At 47.1% G+C, this 17,544-nt stretch carries 15 protein-coding genes and 1 other RNA gene; 4 read left to right on the plus strand and 12 right to left on the minus strand.

Annotation, left to right across the window (positions count from 1 at the left end; all coding sequences use genetic code 11):
- Positions 1–105 precede the first annotated feature (105 nt).
- The 3 genes from V8Q34_RS18340 to V8Q34_RS18350 all read right to left on the minus strand — a co-directional run bounded on the left by V8Q34_RS18340 (position 106) and on the right by V8Q34_RS18350 (position 2,909).
- A complete protein-coding gene (locus V8Q34_RS18340) occupies positions 106–534 on the minus strand; it encodes a hypothetical protein (protein ID WP_033143352.1) in 429 nt (142 codons plus the stop codon).
- Positions 531–1,106 carry a TetR/AcrR family transcriptional regulator gene (locus V8Q34_RS18345; protein ID WP_148393553.1) on the minus strand — a complete coding sequence of 192 codons (576 nt, stop codon included), beginning with the start codon at positions 1,104–1,106 and terminating at the stop codon, positions 531–533. Before V8Q34_RS18345 ends, V8Q34_RS18340 begins: the two co-directional genes overlap by 4 nt.
- Positions 1,107–1,532: 426 nt before the next feature.
- Complete coding sequence (locus V8Q34_RS18350) at positions 1,533–2,909, minus strand: MATE family efflux transporter (protein WP_148393552.1); 1,377 nt, start codon at positions 2,907–2,909, stop codon at positions 1,533–1,535.
- A 571-nt stretch (positions 2,910–3,480) separates the two neighbouring features.
- Between V8Q34_RS18350 and V8Q34_RS18355 the strand changes: the two genes are divergently transcribed.
- The gene (locus tag V8Q34_RS18355; RefSeq protein WP_148393551.1) at positions 3,481–4,161 is read left to right on the plus strand and encodes a diguanylate cyclase domain-containing protein; all 681 of its coding nucleotides are present in this window, start codon (positions 3,481–3,483) and stop codon (positions 4,159–4,161) included.
- Between the two features lie 389 nt (positions 4,162–4,550).
- On the opposite strand, the gene V8Q34_RS18360 is transcribed toward V8Q34_RS18355, so the two are convergent.
- Positions 4,551–6,233 (minus strand): AAA family ATPase, encoded by a 1,683-nt coding sequence (locus V8Q34_RS18360; protein ID WP_052099686.1) that lies wholly within the window; start codon positions 6,231–6,233, stop codon positions 4,551–4,553.
- A 489-nt stretch (positions 6,234–6,722) separates the two neighbouring features.
- Here V8Q34_RS18360 and V8Q34_RS18365 point away from each other — a divergent pair, with 489 nt between their 5' ends.
- Positions 6,723–7,655 (plus strand): ketopantoate reductase family protein, encoded by a 933-nt coding sequence (locus tag V8Q34_RS18365; protein ID WP_148393550.1) that lies wholly within the window; start codon positions 6,723–6,725, stop codon positions 7,653–7,655.
- A gap of 311 nt (positions 7,656–7,966) precedes the next feature.
- Here V8Q34_RS18365 and V8Q34_RS18370 read toward each other — a convergent pair whose 3' ends face one another.
- The 3 genes from V8Q34_RS18370 to V8Q34_RS18380 all read right to left on the minus strand — a co-directional run bounded on the left by V8Q34_RS18370 (position 7,967) and on the right by V8Q34_RS18380 (position 9,811).
- On the minus strand, positions 7,967–8,404 hold the full coding sequence (locus V8Q34_RS18370; protein ID WP_033143348.1) for an aspartate carbamoyltransferase regulatory subunit: 438 nt from the start codon (positions 8,402–8,404) through the stop codon (positions 7,967–7,969).
- The gene (gene pyrB, locus V8Q34_RS18375; protein ID WP_033143347.1) at positions 8,398–9,321 is read right to left on the minus strand and encodes an aspartate carbamoyltransferase; all 924 of its coding nucleotides are present in this window, start codon (positions 9,319–9,321) and stop codon (positions 8,398–8,400) included. The genes V8Q34_RS18370 and pyrB overlap by 7 nt, the downstream gene beginning before the upstream one ends.
- 100 nt (positions 9,322–9,421) lie before the next feature.
- The gene (locus tag V8Q34_RS18380) at positions 9,422–9,811 is read right to left on the minus strand and encodes a putative ABC transporter permease (RefSeq protein WP_033143346.1); all 390 of its coding nucleotides are present in this window, start codon (positions 9,809–9,811) and stop codon (positions 9,422–9,424) included.
- A 235-nt stretch (positions 9,812–10,046) separates the two neighbouring features.
- Here V8Q34_RS18380 and pheA point away from each other — a divergent pair, with 235 nt between their 5' ends.
- Both pheA and V8Q34_RS18390 read left to right on the plus strand, forming a co-directional pair.
- Positions 10,047–11,177: a prephenate dehydratase gene (pheA, locus tag V8Q34_RS18385; protein ID WP_148393549.1), complete on the plus strand. Its 1,131-nt coding sequence runs from the start codon at positions 10,047–10,049 to the stop codon at positions 11,175–11,177.
- A 20-nt stretch (positions 11,178–11,197) separates the two neighbouring features.
- Complete coding sequence (locus V8Q34_RS18390; RefSeq protein WP_033143344.1) at positions 11,198–12,496, plus strand: ATP-binding protein; 1,299 nt, start codon at positions 11,198–11,200, stop codon at positions 12,494–12,496.
- Between the two features lie 81 nt (positions 12,497–12,577).
- Here the strand turns inward: V8Q34_RS18390 and rnpB are convergent.
- From rnpB to rpoD, 5 genes are all read right to left on the minus strand, one after another.
- An RNA gene (gene rnpB / locus V8Q34_RS18395) (RNase P RNA component class A) lies at positions 12,578–12,928 on the minus strand.
- A 79-nt stretch (positions 12,929–13,007) separates the two neighbouring features.
- The gene (locus tag V8Q34_RS18400; protein WP_148393548.1) at positions 13,008–14,675 is read right to left on the minus strand and encodes a nucleoside kinase; all 1,668 of its coding nucleotides are present in this window, start codon (positions 14,673–14,675) and stop codon (positions 13,008–13,010) included.
- Positions 14,676–14,871: 196 nt separating this feature from the next.
- On the minus strand, positions 14,872–15,654 hold the full coding sequence (locus V8Q34_RS18405) for a Nif3-like dinuclear metal center hexameric protein (protein WP_118594139.1): 783 nt from the start codon (positions 15,652–15,654) through the stop codon (positions 14,872–14,874).
- Positions 15,651–16,406 (minus strand): tRNA (adenine(22)-N(1))-methyltransferase, encoded by a 756-nt coding sequence (locus V8Q34_RS18410; RefSeq protein ID WP_181014574.1) that lies wholly within the window; start codon positions 16,404–16,406, stop codon positions 15,651–15,653. Before V8Q34_RS18410 ends, V8Q34_RS18405 begins: the two co-directional genes overlap by 4 nt.
- A gap of 11 nt (positions 16,407–16,417) precedes the next feature.
- Complete coding sequence (rpoD, locus tag V8Q34_RS18415) at positions 16,418–17,542, minus strand: RNA polymerase sigma factor RpoD (protein WP_033143553.1); 1,125 nt, start codon at positions 17,540–17,542, stop codon at positions 16,418–16,420.
- Between the last annotated feature and the right edge of the window lie 2 nt (positions 17,543–17,544).

Here is a 17,544-nt window from a genome sequence, read left to right on the forward strand (position 1 = left end):
TTTTAACACACTCTGGTTCGGCATGTGCGGCAATTCGCTTGAAAGCAAGTATAGCACCAGTATTTTCAATTTTCAATCATAATCTGAAATTTATTTCCCTCTGTTTTACGCCTCCTGGGTGTTCCCTCTCATAACCCCCGCAAAATTCACCAGAAACAACCCGCCTGCCGTGAGAAGCGACGCCCCAAGCCCTGTATAAAATACAGCGATAAACACTTCCGGGCACCATCCTGACACCCGAAGCCCGATACCGAAGGTCATCATAAACGCCATGATACAAAATGCCTTCTTATCAAAAAACTTCAGAAAGAACTGCTTTTCCTCCTCATATCCTACAATCCTCACGGTATGCTTCCGCACCATCTTCCCAAACACAAAAATCTGGAACACCATATAAACCGCAGCTGACAGCAGAACATTCAGCACTCCGACATAGCTTTCGTAAACCTCCAGTCCAATCCGCAGAATATTCCCCCCAGCCACGGCCCATACGATCGCCGCGATCAGCAGCAGATAATTTTTTCTCACTTTCATCTCAAATCCTCCCGTTTCCTTCCATAAACCACACGCAGTATCAATTCCCTGAGAAACACAGCTCTGTCCGTCCCCCGCATCAGATCCTCCACCAGAAAATCCACCACAAACCTCACAAAATCCTCCGCCGAAAATCCATCACTCCAGACCTCGTCCGCCACAGCGCTGTCCCCCATAAGCACTGCCAGAAGCTCCTCTCTCATATGCCCCAGATACTCTTCCATCACCAGATGCCCCTTCTCCTTATCCCCCACAACAAAAGCATGCTCCGCCAAAAAGCCCTGTCCTTCCCCTCTGTTCTCCCCCATCCTCTCCAAAATACACTCCACAACCCCCAAAAAACTCTTCCCCTCTATCTTACTCAGCGGCACAAAGAATATCTCCTTCCACATCTCAACCACCACCGCGATCATCAGATCATTCTTCGTCGGAAAATAATTATAAATAGACCCCACCGCAATCCCACACTCCCTCGCGATTCCCCTCATACTGACCCCGTCTCCCTTCCCCACCTTCACCATCTCCCCCGCAGCCCTCAAAATCTCCTCTCTGGACGTCACAACCGTATTCACCTCAATCTCCTCCGCTCTTATATAAATTTTTTATTTTCAAACTGAACACTGTTCATTATACGCACAACTCCCCTATAAGTCAACTCCATTTTATTTTTATCCAAGTCACCCGCCCGAAGCCGCCAGGCGGTAAGAGAATGTTCCGGGGGCCTCTGTGCCTGCTGCCTCTTTGCAAAAGAGTGTTCCGCAGGAGGCTTGGACTTGCTTAGGAAAAAACAGACTCCCGGTCAAGGAGAAATTTCGGTTACCATCCGAAATTTCAGGGCAGTTAAGCTGCCCAGCCATAAAGGCTGGACAGCGGTTCTGCCCGGTTCCCTGACCGGGAGTCTGTTTTTTTTCTTAGCAAGTCTTGCCGACGAAGGCAGTCTTTTGCAAAGAGGCAGCAGGCACAGAGGCCCCCGGAACATTCCCTTCCCGCTGTCCGCCTTACCGTCTCACCCTCGCCTTCATCTCTCTCATCACTTTTCTAAACTGTACCCCAAATAAAACCCCCGTTGTCGTCACCGCCAGCATATCCGCCACCGGCTCCGCCAAAAACACCGCCATGGTCTTATCCCCAAAAAACATCGGCAATATATAAATCAGCGGTATCAACAAAATCACCTTCCGAAGCAAAGCCAGAAAAATCGACTCCTTAGCCTTCCCCAAAGCAATAAACGTCTGCTGGCACGCAATCTGAACCCCGAAAATACAGGACACCGCCATATAAATCTTCATCGCCCATTTCGTCGTCTGCGTCAGCTCCGGATTACTCGTAAAGATACCCGCAAATACCCCCGGTGCAAACATGGCCACAGCCCAGATAGCCACCGAATACACAACACAGGACCGCAGCAGCAGGAAAAACGCCCTCTTCACCCGGTCCGGATTCCCTGCTCCAAAATTATAACTCACAATCGGCTGTGACCCCTGGGTCAGCCCCTGAAGCGGCAGCATGGAAAACTGCATCACACTGGACAAGATCGTCATAGCCCCCACAGCCATATCCCCGCCATACTTCAGCAGAGAAGAGTTAAAGCAGATATTCAGTATACTCTCCGTAGACTGCATAATAAACGGCGACAGCCCCAGTGCCATACACGGAAAAAACACTCTCGGAGAAATCCTGAGATACTTTTTCTTAAGCCTGAGCGTTGTCTTCTTACCACACAAAAAACGAATCACCCACACAGCGGACACACCCTGTGAAATAATAGTTGCCAGTGCGGCTCCGCGCACCCCCATATGCATCCCGAAAATAAAGATGGGGTCAAGAACAATATTACACACAGCTCCGATCACCACACTCAGCATACTGACCGTGGCAAACCCCTGTGCCGTAATAAACGCATTCATACCAAGAGCCGCCTGCACAAACAGAGTACCCATGGCATAAATCTGCATATATGCTGTTGCATACGCAATGGTATTCTCACTTGCCCCGAACAAAAGCAGCAAATCTTTGGAAAATATCAGGAAAAATGCGGTCAGCAGCACCCCCGCTATGAGAAGTCCCATGGCACAGTTGCCCATGATCTCCTCCGCCTCATCTTTCTTTCCCTTTCCCATCATAATAGAAGAACGGGGCGCGCCGCCCATGCTCACCAGTGCCGCAAATGCGGAGATCAGCATGATCAGCGGAAAAGTAACACCCACACCTGTCAGGGCCTGTGCTCCATAACCGGGAATATGGCCGATATACATACGGTCCACCATATTGTAGAGCACATTTACCACCTGCGCTGTTATTGCAGGAACGGAAAGCCTGAATAACAACCGGCCTATCGGTTCCCTGCCTAAATCTGTCTCTTTCTTCTGTTTCATTTCTGCGCCTTCCTTACTTTATAATTTTCACTCTGTCAAAAAGCCGTGCGCACACACGGTTTTTCCCGGACAGAGTAAGTTGTTTAAAGCCAACTGTATTATATAGTAACACATCTGTATCCGTTTTTCCATATCCATAATCCAGTGCAAAATACCCGGCTGCAGAATCCTTCTTTTTGTATTTCAAATACAATCATTATCCTACCGCCCTTCGATATTCTTTTTTCAACTGTTCAAGTGTGTCTCCGAGAACCTTTCTTACGGATTATCTGCAATTAATATATTCATTTTCATTTGATATAATAAACGAAACAGTATCAAGAAGGAAAAATTATAATGACAATACAAGAGATTAGTGTCTTGATAAAAGCCAGATATATTGATCCATAATATCCGTTCAAGGACCGCTTATATTTTTTATTTGGTACAGCCGGAACAATTAGCGCAGGATCTGATGATCGTGTCTTTTTTTATGACGAATATAGCAATGAACCGAATTATTTGCAGTATTTTTTTGAATTTTTTCATGTTCCCTTCACTATTTTAGGTTACAGGCGGCATTAACTGTGGAATGATTTTTTATTTCATTCTGGGTTTGAGCGTGGCTGCGTTGATTTTAGAAGGAAAATGCAGAAATATAGTGCTGTCAGTGGCTTTGATGTTCCATGTTCTTAATCTGCATTTTGGTTTCAAATACCCGGATTTTGCATATCCTTTGAGCTATGAAGAACGCTGGATGGATACCATCTCCAGCTTTCTGATTGTGGCAGTTTTTATTATAGCGGTGATTATTATCATGACTGTAGAATATGGGAAAGAACACAAGAAGGTTGTAAGTCACGCAGAAGAATTGAATCAGCAGGCAATAACAGATAATTTGACTCAGCTATATAATCAGCGTTATTTGATGGAAAATATAAAGAAGATAGTGGAAGCACAGCATTCCCAACAAAGCTGCGTTTCCATTGTACTGTTTGATATTGATGATTTTAAAAGAATAAATGACACATACGGACATCTGCGTGGAAACCAAGTTCTATGCCGTTTGGCTGTGATACTGCAGGAAAAGGCCGGTGATAAATACATTGCCGCCCGTTACGGGGATGAAAAAATTATGTTGATACTTTCAGGCTGTACACGGGATATGGCAATGCAGTTTGCTGAAATGATACGTCTTGATGTATATCATGATGCAGTTCTTGCAGAACTGACCTGCAATCAATTCTCAGTAAGCGGAGGGGTTACACAGTAAAAATGGGGCATGTCGATTGATGATTGGATTCGACAGACTGATAAAAACCTATATGCTGCTAAAGAAAATAGAAAAAATCGAATAGAAGGTTGAATCATTCTTGATGGAAGGTATATGAAATAATAGCTTTAAATGAAAAGTTTGATGAAAAAGCAGGTAAGGCTGTCACACAAAGTTGTAACAGCCCTGCCTGTTTTTTAATATCTGTATATTCGGAAAGATAAACGTGATTTCTATGATAGGCCTGTCCCTAAATATCAATAAACGGACTGACTCGATAAGCCGCCGCTTGATACAGCTATATAGTGCCATGCCAGTTTCAAATCAGCCAAACTCGTATCCTTCCATGCGGTTATAAGGCGGCATACTTCTTCTAAATACAGGGAGGTCTATTTGGCTACCGCAACATATTTTTTAAAAAAGGCAACCCCATATTTTTCAATGTTAGTAATTCCGAGCTTAGCTAAGGCAACATCATAGTTTTTTCTCTGTATTTGCTGTAAAGCTAAGTTTTCAGCCGCCTCTGTTAGCTGCTTCATGATTTCTGGCTCACTGCCGTTCACATTCCTAAGTACCTTGAATTCAAATAAAATCCCCCGTTTTTTATTTAAGTCAGCAAGTTGCAGGTCATAACGACCATCCCCTGATTCCTGGTTAGAATATATCTTGTAATTTCCCTGTAGACAACTCAATATTCCTAAAATAAGCGCATGATAAAACCCTTCAGATGCCGTATCATAATAGCTGACATTATATAGTAAAATTTCCCGCAACTGATCCTGGATCCTTGAAGCACTGCCGGATAAAAAACTCTTCTGCACTTTATATTGGTTGACAGAAGAATCTCCTTTCACCATTTCATCAAAGATTTCTTTTCGATATACTTCTATAATTTCCTTATTAGGGATTTTTAACTTGTGTGGAAATTGCGGTTCCGGTACTTCTGCATTTGCTATACAAAGATACCCAGACATTAATAATAATGTGTAAATCGCGGATCCTTCTTCATGTACTGCCCCATATGACATGTTCTTTTCCACATATTCTTCAACGCTGTCACCATTTAGTAATGCAGTAAGATTTGACATCATCTGGGCAGATGGATTCACCAGACACTGTTTGATGATATCATTACTGCTCGTTGCTGTCCAATAAGTGCCTGGAATGCAGTCTGACGCAAAGTAATTCATAACAGACCAGGGGTTATATATTTCTATACCACCAAAGGTATACCCATCATACCACTCCATAATCTCACTCATTTTATCCTGAGCATGATAGTATTCTGCAATATCTCTCACTTCTTTTTCAGTAAAGCCAAAGCAGTCATTATAATCCTTGTCCAGCAAGGTTGCGACACGGATATTGTTCAATCCACTGAATATATCCTCCTGGGCGATTCTAAGTATCCCTGTCAAAACAGCACGTTCCAAATGGATATTATTTTTCATTCCACCGGAAAATAAATTTCTCACAAATGATACGACCTCTTGCCCAAAGCCCTTTTCATATCCCTGCAAAATCGGCGTATCATACTCATCAATCAATATAATTGGCCTGACTCCTGTTGTTTGGTGAAGGTATTCGGTCAAATCTCCAAGAGCATTCTGATAGACAACTTTCCCCGCAGTCTCGTTCAGAATCTTATCCACCTGCTTTTTTTGGTAATCATTTAATGACTCAAAATGCCCCAACAGGCTATGGCGGTTAAATTCCTTTTGTATAAGCCTGCAGATTGCCTCGTAAGTTTCTTCCCAATTATCACACTTTGCATCTTTAAAAGTAAGAAAAACCACAGGGTATTTCCCTTGATGGCTCGTATACCTCTCCCCACAGTCCCATATCTTCATGTTCTCAAAATATTTTTGGCTGCCCTGGGCTTCCTCGAAGAATGTTTTTAACATCATCATGTTCAGCGTCTTTCCAAAACGCCTGGGCCGGGCTATCAGCGCAACTTCTGACGGCTTATCCAATAATTGCTTTATCAGAAGTGTCTTGTCAACATAATAGTAACCGCCATCTATTATTTTACAAAAATCATCCGATCCGATATAAATTGTTTTATTTATCATAGAGATACCCTCTTCATATTTTACTTGTCTGGCAAACACTTTCCTGGCTATAGATTATTCCTGATTCCTGAAACGGATATTTGCCAGAATTTCGTAGTCTCCGAAACATAGCTCTTTTAAATCGTATTATTACTGCTATTATATCTGTAATCTTCTATTAGTACAACATAAAAATCCCGTTGTTTTTGCTATCATAAGCCTTACATATGCTAATTTTACCCATTCATGTAACTATCTAACAGACACTGGCCTCTGATTCTGGAAATAATTCCTTAATCGTTTGCATTTCCTGTAGAGAATCACTCCGAAATTTATATAATAAATCTTTTATTTTAGCTCGCTTTTAGAATATAAAAATTTTAGAGGCTGCGAAAATTCCCGGATAATTCAGAACTTCATAATATTTAACCACGTTTCTGATATTTCTTGCAGAACCGGCTGATTAAAGATAAAATTAAAAATAAAAATCATATTTAGGAGGACAGACATATGAAAGAAATCAAAACCGTTGCACTCATCGGGCTGGGAGCCATTGGAAGCTTTCTGGCATCACATTTAAAATACGCGCTGGAATACAACAGCCTGCGGATCATTGCCGGAGGGGAGCGCAAAAAAAGGCTGGAAAAAAACGGTATTATCGTAAATGGAGAACCTCTGTATTTTCATGTGGTATCCCCTGAGGAGGAAATGGAACCTGCTGACCTGGTCATCCTGATCACAAAAATGGGCGCGCTTCAGCAGGCTGTAAAAGATGTAAAAAACCAGGTAGGACCTGATACCATTCTCATGTGCCCCTTAAACGGGGTGGAGAGCGAGGAGGTCGTTGCCAAAACCTACGGGTGGGAACATCTGCTCTACTCCATCGCCAGAGTCAGTGTAGTGATGAAGGGAAATGAGGTCAGCTTCCGGCAGGAGAACGCGCGCTTTGAGATCGGGGAACGGGACAACACGGTGATCTCCCCGCAGGTGCAGGCCGTGAAGAATCTGTTTGACCGGGCCAATATAAAGTGTATTGTGCCGAAGGATATGGTGTATGATATGTGGCATAAGTTTATGTGCAATGTGAGCGAAAACCAGAGTGCCGCTATTCTGGGGATTCCTTTTGGGGCATGGGTAGTCAGTGAACATGCCAATGCGATCCGGGAGGCTGCCATGCGGGAGGTGGTGGCGATTGCAAACAAAAAGGGGATTCCCTTGTCCGAGGAGGATATTGTGGCCCAAAGAAAGGTGTTTCCCAGGATTCCTTATGAGAATAAACCATCGACTCTACAGGATATTGAGGCGGGGAGGAAGACAGAGGTGGATATTTTTGCGGGGGCTGTGATTCGGATGGGGAAGGAAGTGGGGGTGGAGACGCCTTTGAATGAGTTTTTTTATCATGGGATACGGGTGTTGGAGGAGAAGAATGAAGGGGTGATTTAAAATAAGGTGACGGAGGAGCCGCGCCGGATGGGGGCCGGGGGTGTGAATCTGTTGGCTCGACGCTGCGCGTCCCTCAGCTAACTGGCGTTCGCACTAAGTTCATCAGGAGAGCCTTCTTCACTAAGTGCTCACAGCCAGTGGATCTTCGGGCAGCTCCACTTAACCTCGCCAACAGATTCACACCCCCGGCCCCCATCCGGCGCGGCTCCTCCTGGTTTTTTAAGGCACTACATTCTGAAAAGAAAAAGAAAAACCTGCCTCCTCAGATGTGTTAAACTGTGAAGGCTGGTTTTTATATACTAAAAAATTTATTATTTATTGCGGCTGCCGCGGTATTTTTCTTCGCAGTATTTGCAGCGGTAGATTTCTTTTTCGGGGTCGGCCAGGATGAAGACCTGGTCTAATTCCTGTTCGATGGAGGTGATGCAGCGGGGGTTGCGGCACTGGATCACGTTGGTGATCTGTTTAGGCAGCTCCAGTTCTTTTTTCTGGACGATCTCGCCGTCTTTTATGATGTTAACGGTAATAGTGTGGTCAATGAAGCCGAGGATGTCAAGGTTCAGGGTGTCGATGGGACATTCCACTTTGATGATGTCTTTTCTGCCCATTTTTTTGCTTCTGGCATTTTTGATGAGGGCCACACAGCAGTCCAGTTTGTCAAGCTTCAGGTCTTTGTAAATGGTCATGCATTTTCCGGCTTTGATGTGGTCAAGCACCACACCTTCGTTTAAACGGCCAACATTTAACATAAGTCCACCTCCTTGAGTAGTGTGAGAATCAGTGCCATTCTGACATAGACACCATACTGGGCCTGTTTGAAATAGGCGGCTCTCGGGTCGCTGTCCACCTCTGTGGAGATTTCATTCACACGGGGAAGGGGATGCAGCACCAGCATGTCCGGTCCGGCCAGGTCCATTTTGGCTTTGTCCAGAATGTAAAAGTCTTTCATACGGACGTAATCTTCCTCGTTGAAGAAACGCTCTTTCTGTACTCTGGTCATGTAGAGAAGGTCAAGTTTCGGAAGAACTTCCTCCAGACGCTCTACTTCCTCAAATTCATGGCCGCTGGCTTTTAACACGTCCTCTTTGATATAGTCCGGTACACGAAGCTCTTCCGGAGAGATGAGGACAAATTTTACACCTGTATAACGTACTAAAGCTTCGATCAGAGAATGCACGGTACGGCCGAATTTCAGGTCTCCGCACAGACCGATGGTGATATTATCAAGACGTCCTTTTAAAGAACGGATCGTAAGCAGATCGGTCAGGGTCTGTGTCGGATGCTGGTGGCCGCCGTCTCCGGCATTGATGACAGGGATCTCAGATGCCATGGATGCCACAAGCGGCGCCCCCTCTTTCGGATGGCGCATGGCACAGATATCTGCGTAGCAGGAAACCACGCGGATGGTATCGGCAACGCTCTCGCCTTTTGCAGCGGAACTGGAATCTGCACTGGAAAATCCCAGAACCTTGCCGCCCAGACGAAGCATAGCGGATTCAAAGCTCAAACGTGTTCTTGTACTTGGTTCATAAAACAAAGTCGCCATGATCTTGCCGTCGCAGACATGAGCGTACTTTTCCGGATTCTTTTCAATATCATTGGCCAGATTCAAGACTTTATCCAGCTCTTCCACGGAAAAATCCAGCGGACTCATCAAGTGTCTCATAGATTACCTCCTGTGTATATAATTATCATCTTGTATTCCCACAGGCGCGTTCTTCCTGTGCGATTACCATGTACTATCATATACCAGTTCAGGGGTAATTTCAAGAATTATCGGACAGTATCTTTTCAAAAAAAAGCCCTGTCACAAACCACACCGGTGCGTAGTCCAGACGGATCAATCCTTTGTAATTCAGCTTCGCCTTGCTGTAGTCCCAGGGACACATATGAAAATGCTTCAGCAGCGCGCCGCTGGTCAGCTCCGCCGCAAAGATTCCCGTCATATAAATACTGCCCCGCAGAAAGGTGGAACATCCTTTCAGGCATTTGGACACCGGCCTGATACAGGCAGCCATTCCATAAATAGGGAACATCCAGATCGAGGACTGCCCGATCAGCCGGAAATCCTTTTTCTGAATGGCATGGACTCCGGTCCACAGAATCTCCATACACCAGCCGGCAGTGCCGCAGAGCAGAAAGGTATGCTTTTTCATGCTTTTTATCTCCTGTTATTTTTCTTATTATTATGGATTTCAGAAGCTCAAATTATACAAATCCGCTAAATGACACTCGCCTAGACTGCCCGGCAGGCGCACAGTTCTTTTTATAGACATGGAATACATAGAAAAGACTTGCGTACTGTAAAGTGCCGGTGTATGATAAATAACAGAAAGTCCGCCTGCAAAACCCGGGCGGATTTAATTCAAAAAACGGAGAGGTTACAAAAGTATGTTAGATTTACAAAAAATGCGTAACGACATCGATGAAATTGACACCCGTATCGTAAAGCTCTTTGAAGAACGGATGAAAATCTGCGAGAATGTAGCGCAGTTCAAGATTGAGACAGGGAAACCTGTCTTTGATAAAAGCAGGGAACAGGAAAAACTGGACTCCCTTGGCGGCAAAGCCCACAATGACTTTAACCGCTGCGGCGTGCAGGAACTGTTCCAGCAGATCATGTCCATCAGCCGCAAACGCCAGTACCAGCTTCTTCAGGAAAACGGCATGGAAGAAAAATCAGACTTTGTCAAAATAGATGGCTTGAAAAAGCAAAATGCCACGGTGGTGTTCCAGGGCGTGGAGGGTGCCTACAGTTTTGCCGCCATGCACACTTTTTTCGGAGCGGAGATCAAAAGCTTTTCTGTGGATACCTGGAAGGATGCCATGGAGGCCATCCGGATGGAAAAAGCTGACTTTGCCGTACTCCCCATTGAAAATTCCACAGCCGGTATTGTCCAGGATATTTACGACCTGCTCACAGAGTACGACCATGTGATCGTGGGCGAGCAGATCATTCCCTGTGAGCATGTGCTCATGGGACTTCCCGGCACATCCCTTTCCCATATCCACACGGTCTACTCCCATCCCCAGGCGCTGATGCAGTGCAGGGAGTTCCTGGAAAAGCACAGGGACTGGCAGCAGATGGAGTGGAACAATACCGCTGCCGCTGCCAAGAAAGTCGCTGATGAGAAAAACCCGGCACAGGCTGCCATTGCGAGCCGTTACGCGGCTGAACATTTCGGCCTCGCCGTTCTGGAGGAAGGGATCTACTCCAATGTGAACAATTCCACACGTTTTATCATTGTCACCAGGGAGAAAATCTTCTGCCGGGATGCCTGTAAGATCAGTGTCAGCTATGAACTTCCCCATGAGAGCGGAAGTCTGTATAACAGCCTCTCCCACTTTATTTACAATGGGCTGAACATGACGAAGATCGAATCCCGCCCCATTATGGAGCGCAACTGGGAATACCGCTTCTTCGTGGATTTTGAGGGAAATCTAAGTGACAGCGCAGTCAAAAATGCCCTGCGCGGCCTGAAATCCGAGGCCCGGAATCTTCGGGTACACGGAAATTACTAAAAACAAAAGAAGGAAAAACCATGAAAAACATCAATGAATGCATCCTATACCGCAATTTTGACCAGGAGGAGACACTGGAAAGCATGTTCTCCATCCTCCTGGCCTGTGAAACAAAAGACCCGTCTCTTGCAGAGTTAAGAGAACTCTTCTACCGGTGTACCGGCCAGCTTGTGGAGATGGCAGGCTCCTTTGGCTTTGCCGGCAACCTCTGGCACAATTATCTGACCTTTCTGCTGGTCAACCATGAAAACGCCTTCAGCACAGCCTGCGAGATCGTAGGCCCGGTAAAAGGCAGCATCAACGATTTTGCAAAACACGACTTTACCATATTCAAGGAACTGTTCGACTTTGACCTGACAGCTCTTGATCAGGCTTTCGGCACTTCCTGCTGTTCCCTGATTTGCGATTACACCAATGTGGATGAGAACAGCAAGCTGTTCAACAAGCGCATCCGCGACCGCATCTGTACGCTGAGCCGGCGGCTTGGCCAGGCAGAGGATGTGGAGGAATTCATGAATGATATGGTGGAATTCTATAAGGATTTCGGCGTGGGCAAGCTGGGCCTCCACAAAGCCTTCCGTCTGGAACATCTGCAGACAGAGGCCAATGCGCGCATTGTCCCCATCACAAAGATAGCCCATGTACAGCTTGATGACCTGGTGGGCTACGAGATTGCAAAGAAAAAGCTTATCGATAACACAGAAGCCTTTATCCAGGGGAAACGCGCCAACAACTGTCTTCTCTTTGGTGACGCGGGCACAGGGAAATCCTCCAGCATCAAAGCCATCCTGAACCAGTATTACGAACAGGGTCTCCGCATTATTGAGATCTACAAACACCAGTTCCAGGATTTAAACGACGTCATTGCCCAGATCAAGAACCGCAATTACAAATTCATCATCTATATGGATGACCTGTCCTTTGAGGACTTCGAGATCGAATATAAATATCTGAAGGCTGTGATCGAAGGCGGTCTGGAGAAAAAGCCGGACAATATTCTGATCTACGCCACCTCCAACCGCCGCCATCTGGTCCGCGAGCGTTTCAGCGACAAGGAGGACAGAAACGATGACCTGCACACAAACGACACGGTACAGGAAAAGCTCTCCCTGGTATCCCGCTTTGGTGTGACCATCTATTTCGGTTCCCCGGACAAAAAAGAATTCCAGGAGATCGTTACCTCCCTGGCCCGGCGAAACGGCATCACCATGGACCGGGATGAACTGCTCCTGAAAGCCAACGCCTGGGAACTCCAGCACGGCGGCTTCTCCGGCCGTACAGCCCAGCAGTTTATCGACTACCTTCTTGGACAGCAGTAACAGCAAAACGCCTGGTATGCATGCATGGCCAAAACTCCGAAGAGTTCCGGTCAGACATACATACCAGGCGTTTTTCCTTTTGTTTCAAGCAGAACTGTAAGCCGGGTTATGTCGTGAACGATCATCTGTCTAGTTCTGCTGTTGCCAGCAGACTCAAGCGACCCACCTAAAAGCGTGACGGGCAGCCACATTGCTTTTCATTCGGTCTTGCTTCGGATGGGGTTTACATATGCCCTCCCTGTTACCAGGAAGGCGGTAGTCTCTTACACTGCCCTTCCACCCTTACCAGTGAAACACTGGCGGTACATTTCTGTTGCACTATCCTTGGAGTCACCTCCACCGGACGTTATCCGGCATCCTGCCCTGCGAAGCCCGGACTTTCCTCACCTGGCCCCTTTCGGTCCTGCCAGCCGCGATCATTCATTCTACTTGACACAAACGTCATTTTAACACAGCAAAACCAATTTGTAAATAACCAAAAATGCCTGCCGCACCCATTCCCTTCCCCGGATCAGACATCAAAACAGCCGCCTCCGATAAATTCCCTGAGAATGGAGTTATGGGGCACCGCATCTGCCGGCATTCCCACGAAATAATCCAGGAATTTCAGTATCCTCTTTGCCTCATTGTACTCCGGCTCTTCCGGTGTGATCCCGAAAAGCAGGGGCTCCGCGTACATTTTCAGCACCGCCAGCTCATAGATGAGAGCGGAATTAAACATCACATCCGCAGACTCCTGATAGGGGAAAATGTACTGCTCCTCCCCTCTTCTCACGGAATTCCACATGGCGATAGTATGCTTTGCAGAGGTTCCTCTTGTCCTGGAATCCCTGACGATCCGCCTTATGAGCCTACCGTCTGTTGTGGGAATCCTGTTGTGTTCATCAATGTTGATCTGGGTCAGGGCGCTCACATATATTTTAAACTTGCTCTCCTTCGGCAGTGTCTCACTGAGCTTGTCATTCAGCCCGTGAATCCCCTCTATGACCAGAATGTCATCCGCGCCGAGCTGCAGATAATCACCCTTGTACTCTCTCTGACCGATCTTAAAATTAAAGGACGGCAGTTCCACTCGTTCTCCTCTTAAAAGTGCATTCATATCCTCATTAAACTGCCGGATATCAATGGCCTCCAGGCACTCAAAATTATAATTCCCATGCTCATCCAGCGGGGTCTGCTCCCTGTTCAGGAAATAATTGTCCACTGCAATGGGATGGGGATGCAGTCCGTGGGCAGAAAGCTGAATGGACAGCCTGTGGGAAAATGTGGTCTTACCCGAGGAGGAGGGCCCCGCGATCATGATAAACTTCTTGTCTCCCGCAGCCACGATCTGGTCTGCGATCTTGGATATTTTGCCCTCCTGGAGCGCTTCGGCAATGAGGATCAGTTCGTTTGCCCCCTGCTGCGTCACCTGTCCGTTCAAATCCCCTACGGTGTCTGTCTGCATCATCTCACCCCAGCGGCCGGACTCCTTCTGCACCTGGAATATTTTCGGCTGCGGATGAAACGGCGGCACAGTCTCCGGGTCTGTCTGCTCCGGAAGCTGGAGCACGAATCCCTCGTCGTAGGGATACAGATCAAAATATTTGAGATATCCCGTATGATTTACCATGAAGCCGTAAAAATAATCCTCAAAATCACCCAGACTGTATATGTTGACCCTGGATACCCGGCGGTACCGGAACAGTTTCTCCTTGTCATACATTCCGTGGTTGTGGAAAATTTCAATGGCCTCGTCCGTGCCCACGCTCCGCTTCAAAATGGGGATTCTTTCCTCCACAAGCTGCAGCATGTATGCCTTGACCTCAGCCAGGAATTTTTCGTCTATCTTAACATTTCCGTCGATGGTGAAGTAATATCCTGAGCTGACAGAATAATGAAGGACAGCCTTCTTTATATTTTCATGGCCTGCCACATGATAGACCGCCTTTAAGACAAGCAGGGAGGCGCTTCTCTTATATGTCTTATGTCCGATCTCATCCGCAGTGGTCACAAATTCCAGAGTGCCCGGTTTTTTCAATTTTTTATGCAGCTCACAGAGCTTGCCGTTCTTCATCACCAGCACAATGGGATATCTGGTTGTCCCCTCATACTCCTCCACGATCTTCGCGTATGGCGTGCCGTACGGATATTCTTTTGTCTTTCCCAGAATCTTTACCGCTATATTTCTGTCGCTCATAGATACCTCCTGTTCACTTATCACTTCTTTTATAATAAAGTGTCCGGTGCACCGGACTCGCCCCACCGGAATGGACCGCTTACGGCCAGTATCAAAAAACGCACCGGCTCTGCTTCGCCGGTGCATCACAGTTTAACTCCGTTATATCAGTCTATGCACTTTACAGGGCAGTTATTCTGACCCGCCCAATCTAAGTTCAAAGGACTGCACAGGGATGCCGGACTTCCATCTTGCTCACTTCCAGTTCAGGCAGCTTTTTCGCAAGCTTACGCCTCATATATTCCATAAATATATATTCGGTTCCGTAATGTCCCGCGTCAATGATACATACCCCCTGTGCCACCGCGTCAATGGCAGTGTGGTAATCCACGTCTCCGGTTATATAGACCTGTGCCTTTTTTTCCATGACATCCTTCATGAGACTCTTGCCCGAGCCGGTGCAGACAGCGGCCCGTTCCACCTCTGTATCCAGACTGCCGTAAACCGTCACATGGGGAAGCTCAAACTGTTCTTTTACAAACAGCGCACAGTCTTTCAGCGTCATTTTACAGGGAAGGGAACCGATTCTTCCGATTCCTTCTCTTCGCTCCCCCTCCTCAAAAGTCACTTCCAGCACTTCACGGTCTGTCAGCTTAAGGATATCCGCGCTCAAATCCGCCATGCCCAGAATGTCAAAGTTGGTATGCATGGCATAATAACTGATATGATTCCCGATCAGTCCAATGATCCTGCGGCCGATAAAATCCTCCGCCACCACGCGTTTCATACCGGAAAAAATCAGAGGATGGTGGGTGATCATCATATCCGCGCCGAAATCAATGGCTGCCTTCAGAGTCTCATCTGTCACATCAAGCGCAAGGAAAACTTTTTTGACTTCCCTCTCCCTGTCGCCAGCCAGAAGCCCCACATTGTCCCAGCTCTCCGCAAAGGACGGGTTATATTCTTTTTCCAAAATTTCTATAATCTCTTTACATTTCATATCTGTTGCCTCGCATGTTTCTGACAGATACCGGATATGGGCTTCTGTCCGCTGCTGTCAAGCCCAAGCGCTTTTTTAATATAAAAAAGCTCCTGTTCCAATTCCAAAAGCCGCTCTCTGCCTGTCCTGGTATCCGTGTTCTTTAAATGCTCCATGATTTTTTCCACAGAGGACTGTTCCTTTAAAAGAAACTGCTTAAGAACCGGATTCCGGTTTTTCAGAAGAGCACTGCCAAAGAGATACTCGATCTCCTCCTCATAGCACTGTTCCCCGCGTATGGCTTTCATCATGGGGTAATATTTACCGTCCTCAAACACCATATCCTCCGCCGTGATCCGGTACCCGTGGTCCAGCAGAAAATGCCGGAACCGGCCAATCTCCGACTGAGGCTGAAGAACCAGCTCCGATACGGTGTTCAGCACCTCGCTGCCCTCTGTCAGGATCTTCTCCATGAGCGGGCCGCCCATGCCGGCTATGATGACGGTATCCGCCTCACCGGCTGACAGGGCTTTTACACCATCAGAGAGGCGGGTTTCTATGTATTTTCCCAGTCCATATTCCCTGATATGCTCCTCTGCCCGAAGAAGAGGACCCCGGTTTACATCCATGGCAATGGCTCCCGGTATCCTTCCTTCCAGATACAGATAAATAGGAATATAGCCGTGGTCACACCCCACATCCGCGATCCTGCTGCCGGGTGTCACCAGGGATGCCACAGCGCGAAGCCTGTCCGAAAGCTGCACATTCTTCATACTGTTCATCCTTAATCCAGATAATCCTTTAATTTGCGGCTGCGGCTGGGGTGGCGCAGTTTACGGAGTGCTTTCGCCTCGATCTGGCGGATACGCTCCCTGGTCACATTGAACTCCTTGCCCACTTCTTCCAGTGTCCTGGCTCTTCCGTCATCCAAGCCGAAGCGCAGGCGGAGAACCTTCTGCTCTCTGTCTGTCAGCGTGTTTAAAACCTCCACTAGCTGTTCTTTTAAAAGTGTGAAGGCAGCGGCGTCTGCCGGGACAGGCACATTGTCATCCTGGATAAAATCTCCCAGATGGCTGTCTTCCTCCTCACCGATGGGAGTCTCCAGGGATACGGGTTCCTGGGAGATCTTCAGGATCTCACGGACTCTGTCCACGGACATATCCATCTTCTCTGCAATCTCCTCCGGCTGCGGCTCTCTGCCCAGTTCCTGCAGAAGCTGGCGTGACACACGGATCAGTTTGTTGATGGTCTCCACCATATGCACAGGGATACGGATGGTACGTGCCTGGTCTGCAATGGCTCTTGTGATGGCCTGGCGGATCCACCAGGTAGCGTATGTGGAGAATTTATATCCTTTTCTGTAGTCAAACTTTTCCACAGCTTTGATAAGACCCAGATTTCCCTCCTGGATCAGATCCAGAAACAGCATACCGCGCCCTACATAACGTTTCGCGATGCTGACAACCAATCTTAAGTTGGCCTCTGCCAGACGTTTCTTGGCCGCCTCGTCTCCCTCTTCCATACGCTTTGCCAGCTCAATTTCCTCCTCTGCGGACAGAAGGGGCACCTTGCCGATCTCTTTTAAATACATGCGGACAGGATCTTCGATGCTGACACCTTCCGGAACGGAAAGGTCGATATTCTCCACATCTACCTCTTCCTCCTCGTCCAGGTTGATGCCGTCATCATCGCTGATGATAAAAACATCCTCATCGCTCTCCGGAATGCGCAGCACGTCAATACCGCAGGATTCCAGATAGTCAAATACTTTGTCCAGGGCGTCAGGGTCCAGGGGCATTTCCTTGAAATGGTCATTGATCTCCTGATATTCCAGGACATTTTTCTTTTTCTTTCCCAGCTCCACCAATTCCTGCAGTTTTTCGCTGAATTTCGCCATGTTCATTTCCATAA

This window comes from Blautia sp. JLR.GB0024, from assembly GCF_037000545.1.
Classification (GTDB): domain Bacteria; phylum Bacillota; class Clostridia; order Lachnospirales; family Lachnospiraceae; genus Blautia; species Blautia celeris.